The following is an 18289-nucleotide window of genomic DNA, read 5'->3' as shown; positions in this document are numbered from 1 at the left end:
CCGCAAGCGCCGGGGAAAACCCTGAGCATCACGGGCGCGCTCCTTTGAATTCAACGACTTGCAAGCCATGTGCCGATTGGCATGTGCGTTGCTATTCACGATTTGCCCTGGCCGCCGCGCGCCGCGAAGAGAAGTGGCAATTGCATTCGGCGCCGGGTCCGTGCTTTTTGCAAGTCCAAGAAGGAGACAGATCAATGAACAGAACCGACAAAGTCCTGGCGCGCGCTCGCGTGCCTGGGCACCCGAGCGCAATCACTGCGCTTGGCGCCGCACTCATCGTGGCAGCCTGCGGGGGAGGGAGCGATGGCGCTGGCGGTGGCGGTGGCGCTATCGGCACGAGAACCGCTAGCGCATTTTCGGCGGCCAAGCCTGGCAACGATGTTCCCGGCGAGCCGCGCAATAGCGCGCCCACCATCCGCATCAACGTGCTGTCGTCCAAGCCCCACCTGGTGTCGGGCGACGACGCGCTGGTCGAACTGGAAAAGCTGGCGCCGCAACCGAGTCAGGATTTCTCCGTCACGCTCAATGGCACTGACGTGACCGATGTGTTTCAGACGCATCCCGTGACCGGCCGGCTGATCGGCAAGCTCACGGGTCTGAAGCTGGGGAACAACGACCTGGTGGCCAAGTTCCGCGGCTACCGCGCGCACCAGGTGCTCACCGCGTACCCGGTGACCGGGCCGATGATCTCTGGCCCGCACGAACAGCCCTTCGTGTGTGGCTACGAAACCTTCACCCGCATGGGCGGCCAGAAGCTCACGCCCACGGGCGACGACAAGTGCTCTGTCGTGACCCGAGTCGACTACTACTACCGCAACACCGCCGGCGGCAACACGCGGTTCGTGCCGGAAGAAATCACCTCGTACCCGGCCAACATGAGCTATCTGACCGTGAACGGCAAGTCGGTGCCCTATGTGGTGCGGCTGGAAAGCGGCACCATCAATCGCGCGCTGTACCAGTCGGCCATCTTGCATGACGTGCTCAACGAGCCTGCGCCGTCGCCCACGTCGCGACCGGCCGGCTGGACCGGCGGCGTGATCTATCCGCTAGGGGGCGGCTGCCAGGGCGGGTGGTTCCAGCAGGGCAATGACTTCGGCACGCTGATCAATCCCACCTACCAGAGCCGCGGGCTGGCGGTGACCACGTCCACACTCAACGTGTTCGGCACCAACTGCAACGACCAACTTTCGTCCGAGACGATTGCGATGGTGAAGGAACGCTTTATCGAGAACTTCGGCGTACCCGACTACACAATCGGCACCGGCGGCTCTGGGGGTTCATACCAGAGCCACCAGACCAGCGACAACTATCCGGGCCTTTTCGACGGTGTGGTGGTGAGCCAGGTGTTTGCCGACGTGACCTCGTCGACCATCTTCAAGCTGCACGACTCGCGGGTGTTGAACAACTACTTCAACGATCCGGCCACGAGCGCGTTGAGCTACACGGTCGCGGAAAAGCAGGCCATCTCGGGCTACCTGCAGATCGGCAACATCTCGAACATGAGCAACAGCGCCGGCCGGCTGGACCCGGTGGTGTCCTTCCCCGCGGGCGTGCCGGCGGCGCAGCGCTACCACCCGATCAACAACCCGACCGGAGCGCGCGCCACCGTGTGGGACCACACGATCAACGTCTATGGCAAGACGGCGCAGGAAGGCTTTGCGCTGCGACCCATCGACAACGTGGGCATTCAGTACGGCCTGAGCGCGCTCAACGAGGGCAAGCTGAGCCTCGAGAAGTTTCTGGACCTCAACGAGCGGGTCGGCGGTGTGGACCGCGACATGAAACGTACCGCAACGCGCACGGTCGGAGACATCGAAGCGCTGCGCCGGGCCTACCAGTCGGGTCGCATCGTCAACGGCGCCGGGGGGCTCGCCTCTACCGCCGTGATCGACCTGCGCGACTACAACGATCAGACGGTCGGCGGCGACATTCACACCAAGATCCACTCGTTCTCCATGCGCGAGCGCCTGCGCCGAGCCAATGGCGATATCGGCAACCACGTGATGTGGACCAAGGGCGCAAGCAGCGCCGAGGCGTTCGATGCCATGGACCGCTGGCTGCGCGCCGTGAAGGCCGACGCTTCGGATCGCACGTTGGCGCAGAAGGTTCGCGCAGATCGCCCGGCCGACCTGAAGGATGCCTGCTGGGCCAATGGCCTGAAGTACGAGGAAGAGCAGACCGCATTCGGCCCGGGCGCCTGCAACACCTTCTACCCGGCAGGCACCACACCACGCATGGCAGCCGGGGGGCCGCTGGTTGACGACATTGCCAAGTGCCAGCTCAAGCCGCTCAACCCGTCGGACTACGGCGTGATCTTCAGCGGCCCGCAATGGGCGCGGCTCAACGCCGCATTCCCCGAAGGCGTGTGCGACTGGACGAAGCCGGGCGTTGGCCAGCAGCCGCTAGCCGGTACGTGGCTGTCGTTCGGGCCCTCGACGGTGAACCTGCTGTTCGACATCACGGGCCAGCTGACGCCGAGCCTGCCGCAATGATCCGTCGGCCGCCGGGTGCGCCCGGCGGCCGATCTTTCCGGCTTTTCCTTCCACTTTTCTTTCCAACCACCTGCCGCCATGCGGAGTGAAACTTGAACGCCTACAAAAAGATCCTTCCAGCCATCGCGCTGATGGCAGCCACCGCTGCATCGATGAGCGCCCATGCCCAGAATTTCCCGGATGGCAAGCCCATCACGCTGGTGGTGCCCTTTGCCGCCGGCGGGCCCACCGACCGCGTCGCGCGCGACCTGGCCGAGGCCCTACGCACGCCGCTGGACGGCGTGAGCATCGTGGTGGACAACACGGTCGGTGCAGGCAGCACCATCGGCAACGCCAAGGTGGCGCGCGCCAAGCCAGATGGCCACACGCTGCTGATCACCCACGTGGGCATGGCCACCACCCCCGTTCTGTATCGCAAGCTCCCCTACAAATACGACACCGATTTTGAGTACCTGGGCATGATCAACGACGTGCCCATGACGCTCATCGGCAAGCCCGACCTGCCGGCCAACAACTTCAAGGAGCTGCGCGAGTGGATCGCCAAGAGTTCAGGCAAGGTGAACCTCGGCAATGCAGGCATTGGTTCGGCCTCGCACTTGTGCGGGCTGCTGTTTCAGAGCGAGCTCAAGGCCGAGATGACCACCGTGCCGTACAAGGGCACGGCACCGGCCATTGCCGACCTGATCGGCGGGCAGATCGACCTGCTGTGCGACCAGACCACCAACACCACCGGACAGATCGAGGCGAAGAAGGTCAAGCCCTACGCGGTGACCACCTTGAAGCGCCTCAGCACGCCCGCGCTCAAGGACATTCCGACACTGGACGAGTCGGGCCTGAAGAACTTCCAGGTGACGATCTGGCACGGCATGTACGCGCCCAAGGGCACGCCAGCGCCAGTGCTCAAGAAGCTCAACGATGCGCTCAGGGTGGCTCTGAAAGACCCGGACTTCATCAAGAAGCAGGAAGGCTTGGGCGCGGTGGTGATGGCTGACAAGCGCGAGGAACCGGCCGAGCACAAGAAGTTCGTGCAGGCCGAAGTGGAGCGCTTCGGGCCGGTCATCAGGGCCGCGGGCATCTACGCGGACTAAGAGCCCAGTGCGGTGAAGCGGCCGCAGAGCGCAAGCAGGGTAATTCCGACCTCCCGCTCGGGGAGGCGCGTCCCTATGATCGCTTCCCATTGTTGCCAACCCAAGCGGCACCGCTTCCCGCTCCTGTGTCATTGCTCCTTTCGGCTGGGCGTACCGTGTTGAGGCTCGCCGAGCCTTACCGTGCCAGCCTGACCGGCTCCCTGGACGAGCTTCGGGAACATCCCGCGCCGCACACGCGATGGTGGCGCTGGCTCGCTGTCGGCGCGTGGGTTTGCCTGGCCGCGGCGTCAGGTGCGCTGGCCTATCTTGCGGCCGAGCGCAGCGGCATCCGCTCGCTTCAGCAGGGCACGTTGCATCGGCTCGACATCTATGCAACCAGCCTGCGCAGCGAACTCAGCCGCTACGAGTACCTGCCGCAGGTCCTGTCGTTGAGTCCTGATGTTCTGGACCTGCTGCGCTCGCCCGGCGACGACAGCCTGCGGCAAGACGCCAACCGCTATCTTGAAACCGTGAACGCCCACGCACAGGCGAGTGCAAGCTACGTGATGGACGCCACTGGCCTGACGCTGGCCGCCAGCAACTGGGATCAACCGGGCAGCTTCGTGCACATGAATTTTTCGTACAGGCCGTATTTCCACGACGCGATGCGCGGCGTTCCGGGCCGCTTTTATGGCATCGGCACCGTGAGCCGAGAGGCTGGCTACTACTTCTCGTTTGCTGTTTCGGACGGCGGGCGGCAGATTGGCGTGGCAACCGTGAAGGTGGGCTTGGACAAGCTCGATGCGGCGTGGTCGAGTTCGGCCGACAAGGTGCTGGCCATCGACAGCAACGGCGTGGTGGTGCTGTCGTCCGTGCCGGGGTGGAAGTTCCGCACGCTGCACCCGCTTTCCAGCCAGACGCAGGCGCAGCTGGCGCAGACGCGCCAGTACACAGAGGCCGGCACGCTCACGCCGCTGGCCATGCGCGAGCACCGGCCCATGTCGGGCGGTGCGGCAAAAGTGGTGCAGATCGGCGCCGACAGTGCGCCCGGCCGGTCGGCCGCCGTCCGCTTCGGGCCCGACCTGCTACTGGACGCGCGGGCTGTGGAAGGCACCGACTGGAAGCTGATCATGCTGTCGGACATGGGTCCTGTGCATGCGTCTGCGCGCACAGCGGCGGTACTGACCATGTTCACGCTGGTGTTCCTCACGCTGCTGGTGCTGTTCTTCCAGCAGCGCCGCCGCATCGTGCACCAGCGACTGGCTGCACGCGAAGCGCTCCAGCGCGCCTACGACGAGCTGGAACACAAGGTGCAGCTGCGCACCGAGGCGCTGAGCGAAGCCAACCAGCATCTGCAGACCGAGGTGGCCGAACGCAAGAAGGCCGAGGAGATCCTGAAGAACACGCTGGAAGACTTGGTGCAGACCGGCAAGATGGCCGTGTTGGGCCAGATGTCTGCAGGCATCACGCATGAGCTGAACCAGCCGCTGGCGGCGCTGCGCACGCTATCGGCCAACGCTGTGGTGTTCCTGCAGCGCGGGGAGGCGGAGCAGGTGGACCTGAACTTGCGCACCATCTGCCAGCTGACCGACCGGATGGGGCAGATCACCGCGCAGCTCAAGAAGTTTGCGCGCCGCTCGGGCGTCGAACTGCAGCCGGTGCCGCTGGCGGACGTGATCAGTGATGCGCTGTTCCTGCTGGAGCAGCGCATCAGGCAGGAGCACATCGAGCTCGAGCAGCGGGTGCAGCCAGGCCTGCATGCGCTGTGCGAGGGCAACCGGCTCGAGCAGGTGCTGGTGAACCTTCTGGTCAACGCGTTCGACGCAACCGCGCTCACAAAGCCGCAGGGCCGGCGCCGCGTGCGCATCGTTGTGTTCCGCTCGGGCGCCAACGTGGTGGTGGAGGTGCACGACAACGGCCCGGGCATTGCGCCTGAAGTGGCGCAGCGCGTGTTCGAGCCCTTCTTCACCACCAAGGACCAAGGCCTTGGCTTGGGGCTGGGGCTGGCTATCTCGGCCGGCATCGTTCGCGACTTCGGCGGCCTTTTGCGGGCGGGTCGCAGCGAACTGGGCGGTGCGGTTTTCATCGCAGTGCTGCGCCATGGACAACGGGAAACATCACATGCCTGAATCGAATGCAATGGAAGTGCTCTTCGTGGAAGACGACCCGGCCGTGCGCTTGGGCAGCACGCAGTCTCTGCAGCTCGCTGGCTTGAACGTGTCCGGCTTTGGCTCGGCCGAGAAAGTGCTGGAGCGGCTTGCACCTGGCCTGCGGGGCGTGCTGGTCACGGACGTAAAGCTCCCGGGCATCGACGGACTGGAGTTGCTCTCGCGCGCACTGAAGATCGACCCGGCGCTGCCGGTGATTCTGGTCACCGGCCATGGCGACATCACCATGGCCGTGCAGGCCATGCGCCTGGGCGCCTACGACTTTCTCGAAAAGCCTTTTTCACCCGAGCAGCTCACCGATGTGGTCCGTCGCGCAATGGAAAGGCGCGCGCTGAGCCTGGAGGTGGAGCAGCTGCGTTCAAAGCTGGCTGGATTCGAATCGATCGAGGCCCGCCTCATTGGCCGCTCTTCAGTCATGCAACAGCTGCGGCGCCTGGTGCGCGACGTTGCAAGTTCGGACGCCGATGTTCTGATCCTGGGCGAGACCGGCACCGGCAAGGAGCTGGTGGCGCGCTGCCTGCACGAAGGAAGCCGCCGCCGCGCAGGGCACTTTGCCGCCATCAACTGCGGCGGCATGCCCGAGACGCTGTTCGAAAGCGAGATGTTCGGCCACGAGGCCGGCGCCTTCACGGGAGCGGCCAAGCGGCGCATCGGCAAGATCGAGCATGCCCGCGGAGGCACTCTGTTTCTCGATGAAATCGAAACCATGCCCATGAACCTGCAGGTGAAGATGCTGCGCACGCTGCAGGAGCGGCAGTTCGAGCGGCTGGGCACCAACGAGCTGCGGCCCATGGATTGCCGGGTGGTTGCTGCCACCAAGGCCGACCTGCTGGCCGCAGCGCGCGAGGGCAAGTTCCGTGACGACCTGTACTGGCGTCTTGGCGTGGTGCTGCTGCAGTTGCCGCCGCTGCGCGACCGGCGCGAGGACATCCCGCTGCTCTTCACCCACTTCGCAACCCAGGCCGCCTTGCGGCACGAGCGCGAACTGCCCACCGTGGCGCCGCGCCACCTGGAGGCACTGGTGGCGCATGCATGGCCGGGCAACGTGCGAGAGCTGCGCAATGTCGCCGACCGCTTCGTGCTCGGCCTGTGGGACGGCGAGGCCGGCGTGCGCGAGCTCACTCACATCGAACGCACGCTCGACGAGCAACTGGCGCAGTTCGAGCGCTACCTGATCAACGAGGCCCTTGAAGCGTGCAACGGCAGCGCGGCCGCAGCAGCCGAGCGCCTGGGTCTGCCGCGCAAGACGCTGTACGACAAGATGCGACGCTTGGGCCCCATGCGTGCAGCGGCTTGAACCGAGCTCGCCCAGGGAATGGGCGCTACGTCACAGCAAAGATTCAGGAGGCCAAAGTGTTCAAAATTGCGATCAGCTTCGTGCTGTTGTGTGTCCTCGGCGGATGCTCCCTTCCGCCCAATCCGTACTCGGCGTGCTCATCGGGTCCCGGCAGCTATGCCTGTCAGGTCGAGCGGTATGCAGACGCTGGAAGCTAGTGCAGTGCGCCACTCTCTGTCTTGCATTTGAGCCGGAAGTGCCTGCTGAGTCACCGTTGCGTCACGATGTGGGTGCGCTGGATGGCGTCAGGCGCCGCGCGATCCGCTCAAACAGCGTGGACGACGCATTGCCGTCAGGGGAAGCATCAGGCCCCAGGGTGGTGCTGACCGCGATCGTGATCTTCTGCGCCGGCAGGTAGGCCATCGTGCCCGCATAGCCGTAGAAAGCCGGGTTCTGCATGAGCCATCCGTTGGATACAAAGATACCCAGGCCGTAGTAGCGCGAGCGCGTCCACGGCGCGAACGCGGCGGTGCGTGGTTCCAGAAACTGCGCGTGGCTCTTGGGCGAGATCAAGCGGCCCGTGGCGATTGCCTCCGCCGAGCGCATGACGTCGGGGATGGTGCTGGTCATGATTGCGCCTTCGGCGGTAGACCACGAGGGGTTCCAACCGGTGCTGTCCTCATAGCTTCCCCGAACATTCAAGAAGGCGTGCAGCACCGGCTCGGGGATGAAGGGCGTCGAGTCGCTGCGTGTCTCGCGCAGGTTCAGCGGTTCCAGAATGCCGGTGCGGATCAAATCGGCGACCGGCTTGCCGCTGGCCATCGCCATGACACGCCCGAGGATGACGAAGTTCGCGTGCGAATACAAAAAGCACGTGCCGGGCTCGCACTTCATCCCCTGCGCCAGGCTGATCTGGATCAGTTCGTCCTGGGTCCATTGCCGATCAACGTCGCCTTTCAGCGGAATGACGTCCGGGTCCACGTATTCCGCATAGCCCGACGTGCTGCTTGCCAGCATGGCAAGCGTGATCTCGCCGGCTCGCGGGTAGTCGGGCAGCCATTTCGACAGCTTGTCGTCGATGCTGAGCACGCCTTGGTCTTGCAATTGGAGCAAGGCGGTGGTCAGGTAGGAGATGCCGATTGCGCCATTGCGCCAATGCATGTCCACGGTGGCCGCCTGGCCGTGCGCGGATTCGCCCCAGGCCTGGCTGAGGACCGGTGTGTCGCCCACGCTCACACCCACGATGGCCGAGCGCAGGTCGAGTTCGGCCATCGTCTCGCGCACGACCTCGCGCACCAGATCGGCGGTCTGTGCCGCGTCGACGCAGTTGGATTCGAGCTGGACCTGCCCGGCTCGACAGACCGCCATCAGATTGCCGCCGCCACCGCCGCCGCACGCGGCCAGACTCAGCAGGAATGGCAGCGACCACGTAAAGCCCGGAAATTTGAGCTTTGTCATGTGGCTATCGCTTCCTTGTGAACACGCCGCCCGTCTGGTCTTCCACAAAGGCCTCGATCTGCACACCATTCACCACGCCTGAAGCTTCATTGAAATCGACCCTCATCAGGCTGCCTTCGCCTTCGCTCCAGTCGAAGATGAAAGTATTTCCGCTCCAGTGGCGCAAGGGGTAGACCGTCACGCCGCCGGGGCCCATCTTCAAGGTCAAATTGCCGGCGCTGGCTTCGACCACCGCGTCGCCGAAGTAGCTGTTGGCATAGGTGCCGGCATAAGCCGTGGCGGCAAGGGCTGGAACCGGCGGGGCCGGCGGCGTTTGGCCAGCCAGCGAACCCAAGGGATCGTTGATCGGCTCGAATGCGGCTCGCGTGATGGAATACCAATCGCGCGTGACCTTGCCGTACTCGACCAGATCATCGAAAGACGAGTTCAACGCCTCGGGAACCCCCACCGGCATCGCGTTCGTCAGCGTGACGATCGCCACGCCAGCCGATTGCATGATCGAGAAGGACGTGCTTGCGCCCGCCGTGAACGCCCCTGAATGCCCCAGCTTGACGCGGCCAGACGGCGCGACAGTGACGACGAAGCCATAGCCATAGCCGCTCGAACGCGCGGAGACACCATCGGCGGGGCCCCGGTCGATCTGCACGTTCAAGGCGGGCAACAAGGCATCGGCCTTGACCACCTGCCGACCCTCGTAGACGCCGTTTTGCAGAACCATGGCCAGCCAGCGCGCCATGTCCTTGACGCTGGAACTCACGCCGCCCGCGGGGGATTGGGCGTCCGGCTGACGCAGATACAGCGGCTGATAGTTGCCACCCCGCTTGACGTGCAGCGAAGCGCGGTTGCTCTGCCGCATGAAGTCGGCATTGCGGGAACTGGTGGACGCCATTCCAAGCGGCCGATAGAGGTTCTGCTCGCTGATCGTCTCCCAATCCATGCCGGCGGCCGTGGCCGCGGCCTGCGCCCCGGCCGTGATGCTGAAGTTCGCGTACCCGTACTGCGTCCGGAATCCCTGGTTCGAAACGTAGCGCAGGCGCTCGAGGATTTGCCCCCGGTCGTAGCCCAGCACTTCGAGCATGTCGCCCGCCCCGGCCGGCAGGCCCGAACGGAGGGCGTAGAAGTCTCCTATCGTCACTTGCTGCGTGACCGCGTCGTTGGCCAGCTTGAAGTCAGGCATCACACTGGCAACCCGAGTGTCCCAGTTGACGCTTCCCGCACCGACCAGCGTGGCCATCGCGGTTGCGCCTACCGACTTCGACACCGAAGCCAGTTGAAAAACCGTGTCCGTGTCGACCTTTTCAGGCGAACCCAAGCGGCGCACCCCGAAACCCTTGGCGTAAACGGTTTTGCCGTCCTTCACCACGGCCACGGCCATGCCCGGAATGCCCGAGCGGCGCATCAGGTCGGCTGCCAATCGGTCGATCTGGGCGATGGCCGCGTCGATCTGAGCCGGCGGGATGGCCGGAAGCTCCGTCGCCGAGACATTGGCGCCACCCGCGCCACCGCCACCACCGCCGCAGCCCGCGAGCGCGAAAGCACTCACGAATGCGATGCCGTGCAGCGCGCGCAAAACCGGGGATTTGTGTCTCATGCACTTTCCTTTTTCACGCGCAAATGCTGCTCGTTGTTCGTCATGCCGCCACTCGCTGCCAGACCGTCGTTCCGGTGTGCATCTCCTCCTGGCCGTCCACCGTCACCATGAAAAGTTCGTACAGGTCGCGGCCTTCGTTGCCTGGGATCTTGACGGTCATGCCGGCTTCGTTGTCGCTCACCACGCGCAGCAACTGCTCATTGTTCAGCATGACGTAGCCCGGCCTCTCCGCCAACTCGCCCATGCGATAGATCACTGGCGAGTGCAGGCGGCTCACGGTCGAATCGGGGGATTCGTTGACAAGACGCCATTGGCTCCCCACGCGCGCGCGCCACGCGGGCGGCAGCGGCGTGTCCAGCGGCAGAAGTCGTTCGCCCAGGGGGCCCTCGCCCCAGTACAGCGCGTTGGCCGAGAGCGTGCGGGTGATCAGGTAGAGATGCCCTTCCACGGTCTGGAAGCGGTAGCAGGTGGAAGTTTGTCCATCCGTCCACCAGCGGCCATCGGTGCGGGCGCGCAGATTGGCCTGCACGAGGGTCCAGCCAGCTTCGCTCCAGCGGCGCAGGGTCAGCGAGCCGTCGGCCGCCGCGAGGACTTGGAAGGGGGCGGTGTAGTTTGCATAGACGCCCGTCAAGACATCGAGATCTGGAGCAGGCGACGCCGCGGGAGGTACTGCCCCGGCAATCGCCGGCGGCAGCGTTTTGGTGGCGCCGCGCTCTTGGGCTGCGCGCAGCAGCAGGCCCTCGGCCAACTGGCGCATGCCGTAATCGAAGCCGTTGCCGCTGATCAACATGGCCAGCCGGGCTTCGGGTAGCACGAAGAAGTCGGCATTAAAGAAGGCGGTGCCACCGTTTTTGTTCCAGGCCAGCAGCCCCGCAGCATCCAGGCCCGGCTGCCGCACGGAGTCCCACCCCAGGCCCCAGCGCCATGACGAAGCCGAGGGGTTGATGCGCGTGCGGGCGCCCTGTTCGACGCCCATCTCGCGCACCGCGTCGGCCGAGACGATGCGTCGGCCTTGGTAGACGCCCTGGTCCAGGAACATTTGCGCCAGCTTCAACATGTCCGTGGGGGTGGTGAGAACGCCGCCGGTCGCATAGGGCGCGGGCATTTCCTGGGGAAGGCTGCGGCCTTCGGCGTACGGGTGTACATAAGTGCCTTCGGCGGCAGGCGTCACCGGATAGCCCGACAGGTTCATGCCCAGGGGAGCGAAGATTTCGCGCTGGACGAATTCGTAGAAGGGCAGCCCGGTCAGCGCGCGCACCAGCGGTTCGACCATGGTGAAGCCGTCGTTGCAGTACACCGCGAGTTCCCCCGGTTCGTGCTTCAGGTGCGAGTTCGCCAGCTCCTGCAGGGTGTCCTGCGCATAGTCCAGATAAGGCACGAACATGAACGCGTTGTGCATGTTGGTGCCCGGGAAGCCGGAACTGTGGGACACCAGGTGGCGCACGGTCACCCGCTCGTAGCCCGGGGCGAGCATGGTGAACCCGGGCAGCAGTTCGACCAGCGGCTGGTCGAGCGCCAACTGGCCGCGGTCGCGCAGGATCATCACGACCAGCGTGGCGATTACCTTGGCGACCGAGCCGATGTAGACGCGCGTGTCGGGGGTCGCCAATTGCCCGGTATCGCGGTTGGCGTAGCCAAAGGCCTCGCGCCAGACTACGCGGTCTTCATCAAACAGCGCCACGGACACGGCGGTGGTGGCGGATTGAGGTCGGCCGAGCGCGGCCTGGATGGCCTCGCGGCACCACCGCACCGATTCACGGTCGGCCAGAGCGATTGGCGTGCCGGAACCACTGCTGCCGCCGCCGCAGGCCTGCAGCAGCGGGGCGGCAAGCCCGGCCACGGCCGAACCCAGGTAGGCGCGACGCGAAATGCCGGGAGTGGAGAACGCGGAAGGCTCGATGAGGGTGCGGGAAGCGGTCAATGGCGAATCAGTCATGGATTGGCAGACGTTGGATTGGCTCGGTGGCGAGTTGAACACCGCCCTCCGGCGCACACATCGGACCTGGCTCCCAAGCGCATCCTTGAAGCTAACGGCTGGAGAGATAGGCCAGCACGGCTTGGACTCGCCGGTGGGCGTCGTCGTCGATCTCCAGCCCGAGCGTCATATAGATGCTCGTGAGGTGATTGACCACGGTCTTCTCGGAGATGAACAGGCGCGCGGCAATGGCCGCGTTCGAGCGGCCTTCGGCGACCAGGGCGAGCACGCCGCGCTGGCGGGGCGTAAGTTGGGCCGCGGGTGTGCCGGCCTGGTCCGCGCGTGCGAGCAGTTGCTCGACGACAGAGGGGTCGAGCACGATTTCGCCGGCGATGATCCGGCGCAGGTCGGACAGGAAGTCGTCGATGTGCGTGATGCGTTGCTTGAGCAGATACCCGATCCCACCCCCATCGGCGTCGAGCAGCGCACGCGCGGAATGCGCCAGCACGTATTGAGACAGCACGCAGACCGGAATGGCGGGCCAGGTGCGGCGGATCTCCAGCGCGGCGGCGAGTCCCTCGTTGGTGAAGCCCGGCGGCATTCGGATGTCGGTGATGACGAGCGCGGGCGACTCGTCGCGCACGGCAGCGATCAGTTCGTCGGCGGTGCCGACCATGCGGACGATCTCGAAGTCGCCGTCCGCGAGAACCACTTCGAGCCCGCGGCGGATCAGCGCCTCGTCTTCGGCAATCACGACCCGCAGGGGATTTGCGCCCATACCTTTGTCCCTCCTTCTGGTGGCATGTCCACGCCGCTCGCACCGCCGAGCGCCGCGACCCGGTCGGCGATGCCGGCCAGGCCGGTGCCGCGTCGCGGATCGATGCGGGCGTTGCCGTTGTCGATGACGGCGACGCGCAGGTGTGCGCCGTCGGCGTGGAGCGACACGGTGCAGCGCGTCGCGCCAGCGTGCTTGATGACGTTGGTCAGCGCCTCGGCCACCACCAGGTAGGCTGCGGTTTCGGCGCTGTCGCCGAGCCGTCCCGGCACTGCCGCATCGAGGCGGGTCGGGATCGGCATCGACTGGACCAGTTCTTCCACCGCTCCGGCGACGCCCAGTTCGACCAGCGCCGGCGGCACCAGATCATGGACGATGGCACGCAGCTCGGCCGCGGCCTGGTCGATGGTGTCTCGCAGCGTGGTCGCGCGTTGCGCCACTTGGTGCGCCGGTGCGGTGGCGATGCGTTGTGCCTCGACGCCGATGAGCACCAGCCGGGCCTGCAGCCCGTCGTGCAAGTCGCGGCCAATGCGCCGCCGTTCGGCATCGGCGGCGCTGAACAGCCGTTCGCGCGACTCGACGACCGCTTGCCGTGAGGCGCGCAGTTCGACGGTGAGCCGTTCGCGCTCGAGCGCCAGCGCGACGAAGTTGGCGGCGCGCTCGACCTCGTGCGGGTCGCGCAGCAGATCGCCGTCGTACTCGATCACCGCCACCGGTGCCCCGCCCAGGTCGATCTGGTGGCGGGTGCGTCCCTTCCCGCCCTCCGGTTCGGCGGCGATCAGGCCCTCCGCGTTCACCCAGTGACGCAGCTCGGTTGACCAGTAGCGCATCGCGAGGGTCGGGTCGCCCAGCGCGGCGACCAGCGTATCGCGGATCGGGATGCGCGACGCCTCTGATTCGCCCAGCCACGCGCCCAGCGTCTCCAGGTCGGCGGTGCGGAGAAAGCCGCCGCGCAGGAACGCGATCAGCACCACCAGCGGCAGTGCCGCGACCGCGATGATCTGAAGCGAATCGCGTATTTCCCCCTCGGCGCCGTACTCGGACGACCAGATGCGAAACACCCACGCCATCAAGGGCACGAACACCATCACGAAGATTCCGTAGCCATAGACCACGCCCAGCGGCCGGCGATGCTCGGGCCTGGCCCGGAGCAATCGCGCGATCAGGACGATCGCGACGGCCACGCTGAGCGCTGTGGTGGCGAACGATTGCGCCATGCTGAACATGCCGGCAAGACTCCAAACAGCAGTCGGCGCCGGCGGATCGAAGAAGTAGCGCAGCACTTGCAACCCGGTTCCCGCGAAGTACCCGCCGGCCACGAGCGCGCGTTCCCCCGGCGAGGAGAGCCGCCCGGTCGGGAACGCCACCAACAGATGGACGAGCGCCCCATAGAGCGTCGGGACCACCGCGTTCACCATCAGGAACGCCGGCACCGTGGTGTTGTTGAGGCCGACGATCCAGACCCCCAGGCCGGTCCACACCAGCAGCATCCCGACGCCGTTGCGGGGGCGGCGCCACCAGGCGATCAAGCCCGCCGCGAGGTAGATCCAGAACACCACCGGCAAGGCCCAGACCGTCGCTACCGCCAGCGGCGGCAGGCCCTCGAAGGTGAACAGCGGAAACAGCATCAGGCCGAGCACGACGCCCAGCCCGCCCAGCATCCACAACGCCAGCCCAAAAGGGGACGACAACGCACCCCGTGGCGAGGCGGGGCGGTTCATCGAGTCACGGCAAATAGTCAACCGCGACCGTGGCCTGCAGGCTGTTCTTGGTCACTTGATCTTCCCTCGTCTGGTGTGGATAGGCGGCTTGGCACCAGGCGCTCGATTTGGGATGCGGCATGCCGTTGCTGTTGACGACGCTGCAATCCGCCGGATCGATGATCAGCGCCTTGTTCGGGTCGCACTGCGCTGCCGCGCATTCGGGGAACGGCGCTTTGATGACCAGGGTGTAGCGGTTGTCCTTCGCGTCGGTGAAGCGCACCTTGATGGGATAAGAAGGCACCGTGCCCACCCTGAACCCCGCGATCTGGCTATGGCTGGGCATGGTGACGTCCTGCTTGTCCTGCTCGCAATTCGGATCGCCGGCCTCCCTGCCGAAGGCGCATACGCCGTATTTCTTGAGCAAGGGCTGGGTCACAAGGGGAGCCTGGCTTTGAGGCACGCCGAGCGCCAGGGAAAAACCGCCCGAATAGGTGAACTGCCCCTTGGTTTCCAGGCCGCGATCTCCGCCCACGGCAAAGATCAGGCCGTCACCCAGTTCGCTCATGAACCCGACGGCGTCATCCACGGAGAACCCATAGGCGCTCATCCCGAGATCGTCATGGATCAATTTGACGTAAGGGTTGAACGTCAACCGGGTGTCGTTTTTGACGTACTGCTGCAAGTGGTTGTATTGCAGGTCATGGATGTACATGGGCTGGATGGTCGCATGCGTCCAGCCTGGAATCACCGTGTCGACCAATTTGTTCGCCCCTGAGCCGCAGCCTTCGTTGAAAGGCACCCAGCCATAGATGTGCAGGAGGGCCTCCCAGTAGGTGAAGGTCGCCAGCCTTTGCGGCATCGCCTGAGGGCATCGATTGCCGGCATGCAGCGCCAGGTACTGATCGTGGCTCTTCTTGAAGAAAGCCTTGACCGCTTCCATCTTGACTTTCAGTTCATCCGGGCAGGGGATCTGTTCGGTGATGTAGCCGCTCGCTTGTTCTTCCGCTGTCCATGCGACGCAGGAACCCCACAGATTCTGGATGTTCTGGACCGCTGCGCCGAAATTGCCGGCCTTCTTCTCGTTGTTGTCGCATCCGCCCTCGATGCACTTCATCACGGTCAACACCGGCGGAAGATCAGGCGGGTTGACGGGTTTCACGGGCACGTCGTGGTCGTTCAAGGTGCCGGTGCGCTGGGCAAGGATGTTGTAGCCGCCCGGCAATTTCCGTTCGTACAGGTTGTAGACGGGCCAGCCCTCGCCGACGGCGCCGGCCTGCAAAAACGCATTCAGGGCGCTTCTGAACGACGGCAAGGACCTTGTCGATCCGCTGTATCCGATATAGGGATTGTTCTTCGGCCCGATCGCCACGGGCAGATAGACATGGTCCACGTACGAGATGTTGTATCCCACGTTGTCCGGCCTAAGCCACCGCGTGGTCTGTCCAGCCGGAGGATCGAGGGAATCTCCCAAGGTGAATTCCGACAGTTGCGCATAGATGTCTTCCGGAAGCCCCTCCGTGCCGGCATAGACACTGAGCGCGCACTGAGCGCCTTCCCCGATGCACGTCACGCTGGCCGGTGTTGTCAATCGCTGGTCCGAGTCCAGGCGCAGCCTCTCATTCCTGTCGGCCAGCACGACGCGCCCGCCATTCCACCAGGTGATGTATTTCGCGTTCGGCAGGGTCCCCGCCGGAAGTTCGCTGAACAGGGGGAGCGTGATCGTCACCGACGAATTCGGCGGTATGCCCTGGCCCTCGTTGACATACAGCCTGTAGATGTAGTTGGAGGGATTCGGATCCTGCGTGCGCAGACATCCTTGAACCCACTGGTCTTCCTCGTTCTTGCCGATGGCCAGAATCGGATAGATCGCGCCATCGGAATCGTTGTTGATGGTGATGGTCTTGGGCGCGACCGCCATGGGCTTGTTGTCATGGTCCAGGCACGTCACCGCGCCCGGGGCGCTCGCGGGAGGGCCCGGGGGAAGCGCCGGGTTGGGGGCGGTCGAAGGTATGGCGCCGACATCCGAACCGGAGCCGCCGCCGCAGCCCGCCAGCGCGAAAGCGCCCGCCAGGGCGACGGCGCGCAGCGCGCGTGAAATCAGTGCGTTGCGTGTCATGAATTTCTCCTCCGTTCTCAATAGGCTTGCTGGAACGCCACGACGATGCTCGCCAGCTCCGCGCGAGCGGCGGCGTAATCCTCGAACGACCAGAAGGCGGCGTTGTTGACGAACACGCTGTAGACGAGCCGGCGTCCGCTCCTGGCGTCGATGAAGCCGGCCTGAGTCATGGCGATGGCGATAAGCTGCCCGGCTGCGGTTCCCGCGATGAGGTCGCCGTCCTTGATTCGGACATGCCCGGCCGCCGGTGTGCCGAGGCCGTTCTGCGCCTGCGAGCCGTCGACGCCCAGGACCGCCATGCCGTTGCGGATTGCGATGCCCGTGGGGGTCTGTGCGATCGCGCCGAGGAAGCCCGCGATATCCGACGCGGTCGTCCGATTGTTGCCGTTCGAGCCTGCGCCGTCGAAGGGATAGGTGCTGGCAATGCCGTGACTGCCGAGGACTTTCAGTTCCTCGGCCAGCCCATCGCCGCAATCCCGGCTTCCGGCCTTGACCGCCGCCAGGCAGAGCATCAGATCGGCGCCGCGGTTGTAGCTGACCTTCAGGATGACCCTGACGTATTCCGACAGCGACGGGGACACGCGTTCCGCCACCCGGGCAGCGTCGAGATAGGCGCTCGCATCGGGCAGCGCGCCGGCAGCGGCCAGGGGCTGGGCCGCGACCGTGACCCCGGCCCGCGCCAACGCCTCGATGAAGGCCGTCCGCGCGAAGGCCGACGGATCGGCGATCTGGGACATCGTCAGCACCGGGGTGCTGTCCGCCGCAATGGACCCGCTGACCCGGACCACGCCCGGGCTGGGCGTCGTCACGGTCAGCGCCCCGGCCGGACCGGCGACCGTGGTGACATCGTTCTCGACCGTGATGGCCGCGCTCTTCGGACGCCAGTCGATGGCCGGCTTCTCGCCGTTCCGGCCGGGCGTCACCGTGATGTCGATGACGTTCTCGTTGACCCAGATCGGCGCGATGGTTCCGGATGGAAAGTTGCGGTAAGTCTCGAACAGGCGATCGTCGATCAGAACATCGCCGGTGATGGCGCCAATGCCTGCCGCCTTGACCTGCGCGGCCAGCGCGTCAAGCGCCGCAAGCGGATTGCTGTTCTTGACGAAGGCACCGCCCGGAAAGCCGGTGTAGGTGGAATTGTGGTCAACCTCGGGCAGGTTGTTGAAGGCCAGCGTGCCATCCGCCTGTTCGCGCAGCCCGAAGCTGAAGTCGCCGGAGGCGACGAGAACCAGGTCTCCGGCGAGCACGCCGTTCGAGACCTCTCCGACGCGGTAGACCGGCGTGTGGAACCGGTAGTCCGCGCCATATCTTTCAAGCGCCGTCGCGACGCTGAAGACCTTCATCGTCGAGGCAGGCACCAGCGAGGTTCCTCCGGCCTGGTTGAGCAGCACCCCGCCCGTGGCGAGATCGATCACGTGAATGCCCCATGTGGCGGAGGCGAATGCCGGTTTGGCCTGGACTGCCGTGATGGCGTCGCGAACGGAGGGAGGCACACGGCCGGACCCTCCTCCGGCGGGAGCACCTTCTTCGATGGGAACGGTAATCGACACAGGGGCGGAACCACCGCCACCGCAGCCCGTGAGCGCGAAGGCGCTGGCGAAGACTGCGGTACACAGCGCGCGTAAGAGCAGGGGTTGGGGTGTCATGGGGCCCTCGACAGGTGCTGCGGCATGGGTGATGTTCGTGGTCGATCCGTCGAGTGAAACATTCATCCCCGGTCCTGCGCAT

11 protein-coding genes are annotated in these 18289 nt (G+C 65.4%); 4 read left to right on the top strand and 7 right to left on the bottom strand.

Annotation, left to right across the window (positions count from 1 at the left end):
* The first annotated feature begins 194 nt into the window (after nt 1–194).
* The 4 genes from AC1DMA_RS06535 (at nt 195) to AC1DMA_RS06520 (ending at nt 7024) form a co-directional block, all read left to right on the top strand.
* Entirely contained in the window at nt 195–2492 is a 2298-nt protein-coding gene (locus AC1DMA_RS06535; protein ID WP_478143651.1) for a DUF6351 family protein, read from the top strand.
* Between the two features lie 131 nt (nt 2493–2623).
* Nucleotides 2624–3580, top strand: coding sequence for a tripartite tricarboxylate transporter substrate-binding protein (locus AC1DMA_RS06530; protein ID WP_478143973.1), 957 nt, complete (start codon nt 2624–2626; stop codon nt 3578–3580).
* A gap of 155 nt (nt 3581–3735) precedes the next feature.
* Nucleotides 3736–5688, top strand: a complete 1953-nt coding sequence (locus AC1DMA_RS06525) for a sensor histidine kinase (protein WP_478143650.1) — start codon at nt 3736–3738, stop codon at nt 5686–5688.
* The gene (locus AC1DMA_RS06520; RefSeq protein WP_478124304.1) at nt 5681–7024 is read left to right on the top strand and encodes a sigma-54-dependent transcriptional regulator; all 1344 of its coding nucleotides are present in this window, start codon (nt 5681–5683) and stop codon (nt 7022–7024) included. The genes AC1DMA_RS06525 and AC1DMA_RS06520 overlap by 8 nt, the downstream gene beginning before the upstream one ends.
* Before the next feature lie 258 nt (nt 7025–7282).
* On the opposite strand, the gene AC1DMA_RS06515 is transcribed toward AC1DMA_RS06520, so the two are convergent.
* The 7 genes from AC1DMA_RS06515 to dacB all read right to left on the bottom strand — a co-directional run bounded on the left by AC1DMA_RS06515 (nt 7283) and on the right by dacB (nt 18207).
* On the bottom strand, nt 7283–8461 hold the full coding sequence (locus AC1DMA_RS06515; protein ID WP_478143649.1) for a serine hydrolase domain-containing protein: 1179 nt from the start codon (nt 8459–8461) through the stop codon (nt 7283–7285).
* A 4-nt stretch (nt 8462–8465) separates the two neighbouring features.
* A complete protein-coding gene (locus AC1DMA_RS06510) occupies nt 8466–10052 on the bottom strand; it encodes a serine hydrolase domain-containing protein (protein ID WP_478143648.1) in 1587 nt (528 codons plus the stop codon).
* 40 nt (nt 10053–10092) lie between these two features.
* Nucleotides 10093–11973 carry a serine hydrolase domain-containing protein gene (locus tag AC1DMA_RS06505; RefSeq protein ID WP_478143647.1) on the bottom strand — a complete coding sequence of 627 codons (1881 nt, stop codon included), beginning with the start codon at nt 11971–11973 and terminating at the stop codon, nt 10093–10095.
* Nucleotides 11974–12079: 106 nt separating this feature from the next.
* Entirely contained in the window at nt 12080–12745 is a 666-nt protein-coding gene (locus tag AC1DMA_RS06500) for a LuxR C-terminal-related transcriptional regulator (RefSeq protein ID WP_478124300.1), read from the bottom strand.
* Nucleotides 12718–14403: a histidine kinase gene (locus tag AC1DMA_RS06495; protein WP_478143646.1), complete on the bottom strand. Its 1686-nt coding sequence runs from the start codon at nt 14401–14403 to the stop codon at nt 12718–12720. Before AC1DMA_RS06495 ends, AC1DMA_RS06500 begins: the two co-directional genes overlap by 28 nt.
* 64 nt (nt 14404–14467) lie before the next feature.
* Nucleotides 14468–16561 (bottom strand): hypothetical protein, encoded by a 2094-nt coding sequence (locus tag AC1DMA_RS06490; RefSeq protein ID WP_478143645.1) that lies wholly within the window; start codon nt 16559–16561, stop codon nt 14468–14470.
* Nucleotides 16562–16578: 17 nt separating this feature from the next.
* Nucleotides 16579–18207, bottom strand: coding sequence for a D-alanyl-D-alanine carboxypeptidase/D-alanyl-D-alanine endopeptidase (gene dacB / locus AC1DMA_RS06485; RefSeq protein ID WP_478143972.1), 1629 nt, complete (start codon nt 18205–18207; stop codon nt 16579–16581).
* Between the last annotated feature and the right edge of the window lie 82 nt (nt 18208–18289).

This window comes from Variovorax sp. 05N34, assembly GCF_056397405.1.
The sequence above is the reverse complement of the archived record's forward strand: the minus strand, read 5'-3'. Positions and strand labels throughout refer to the sequence as shown.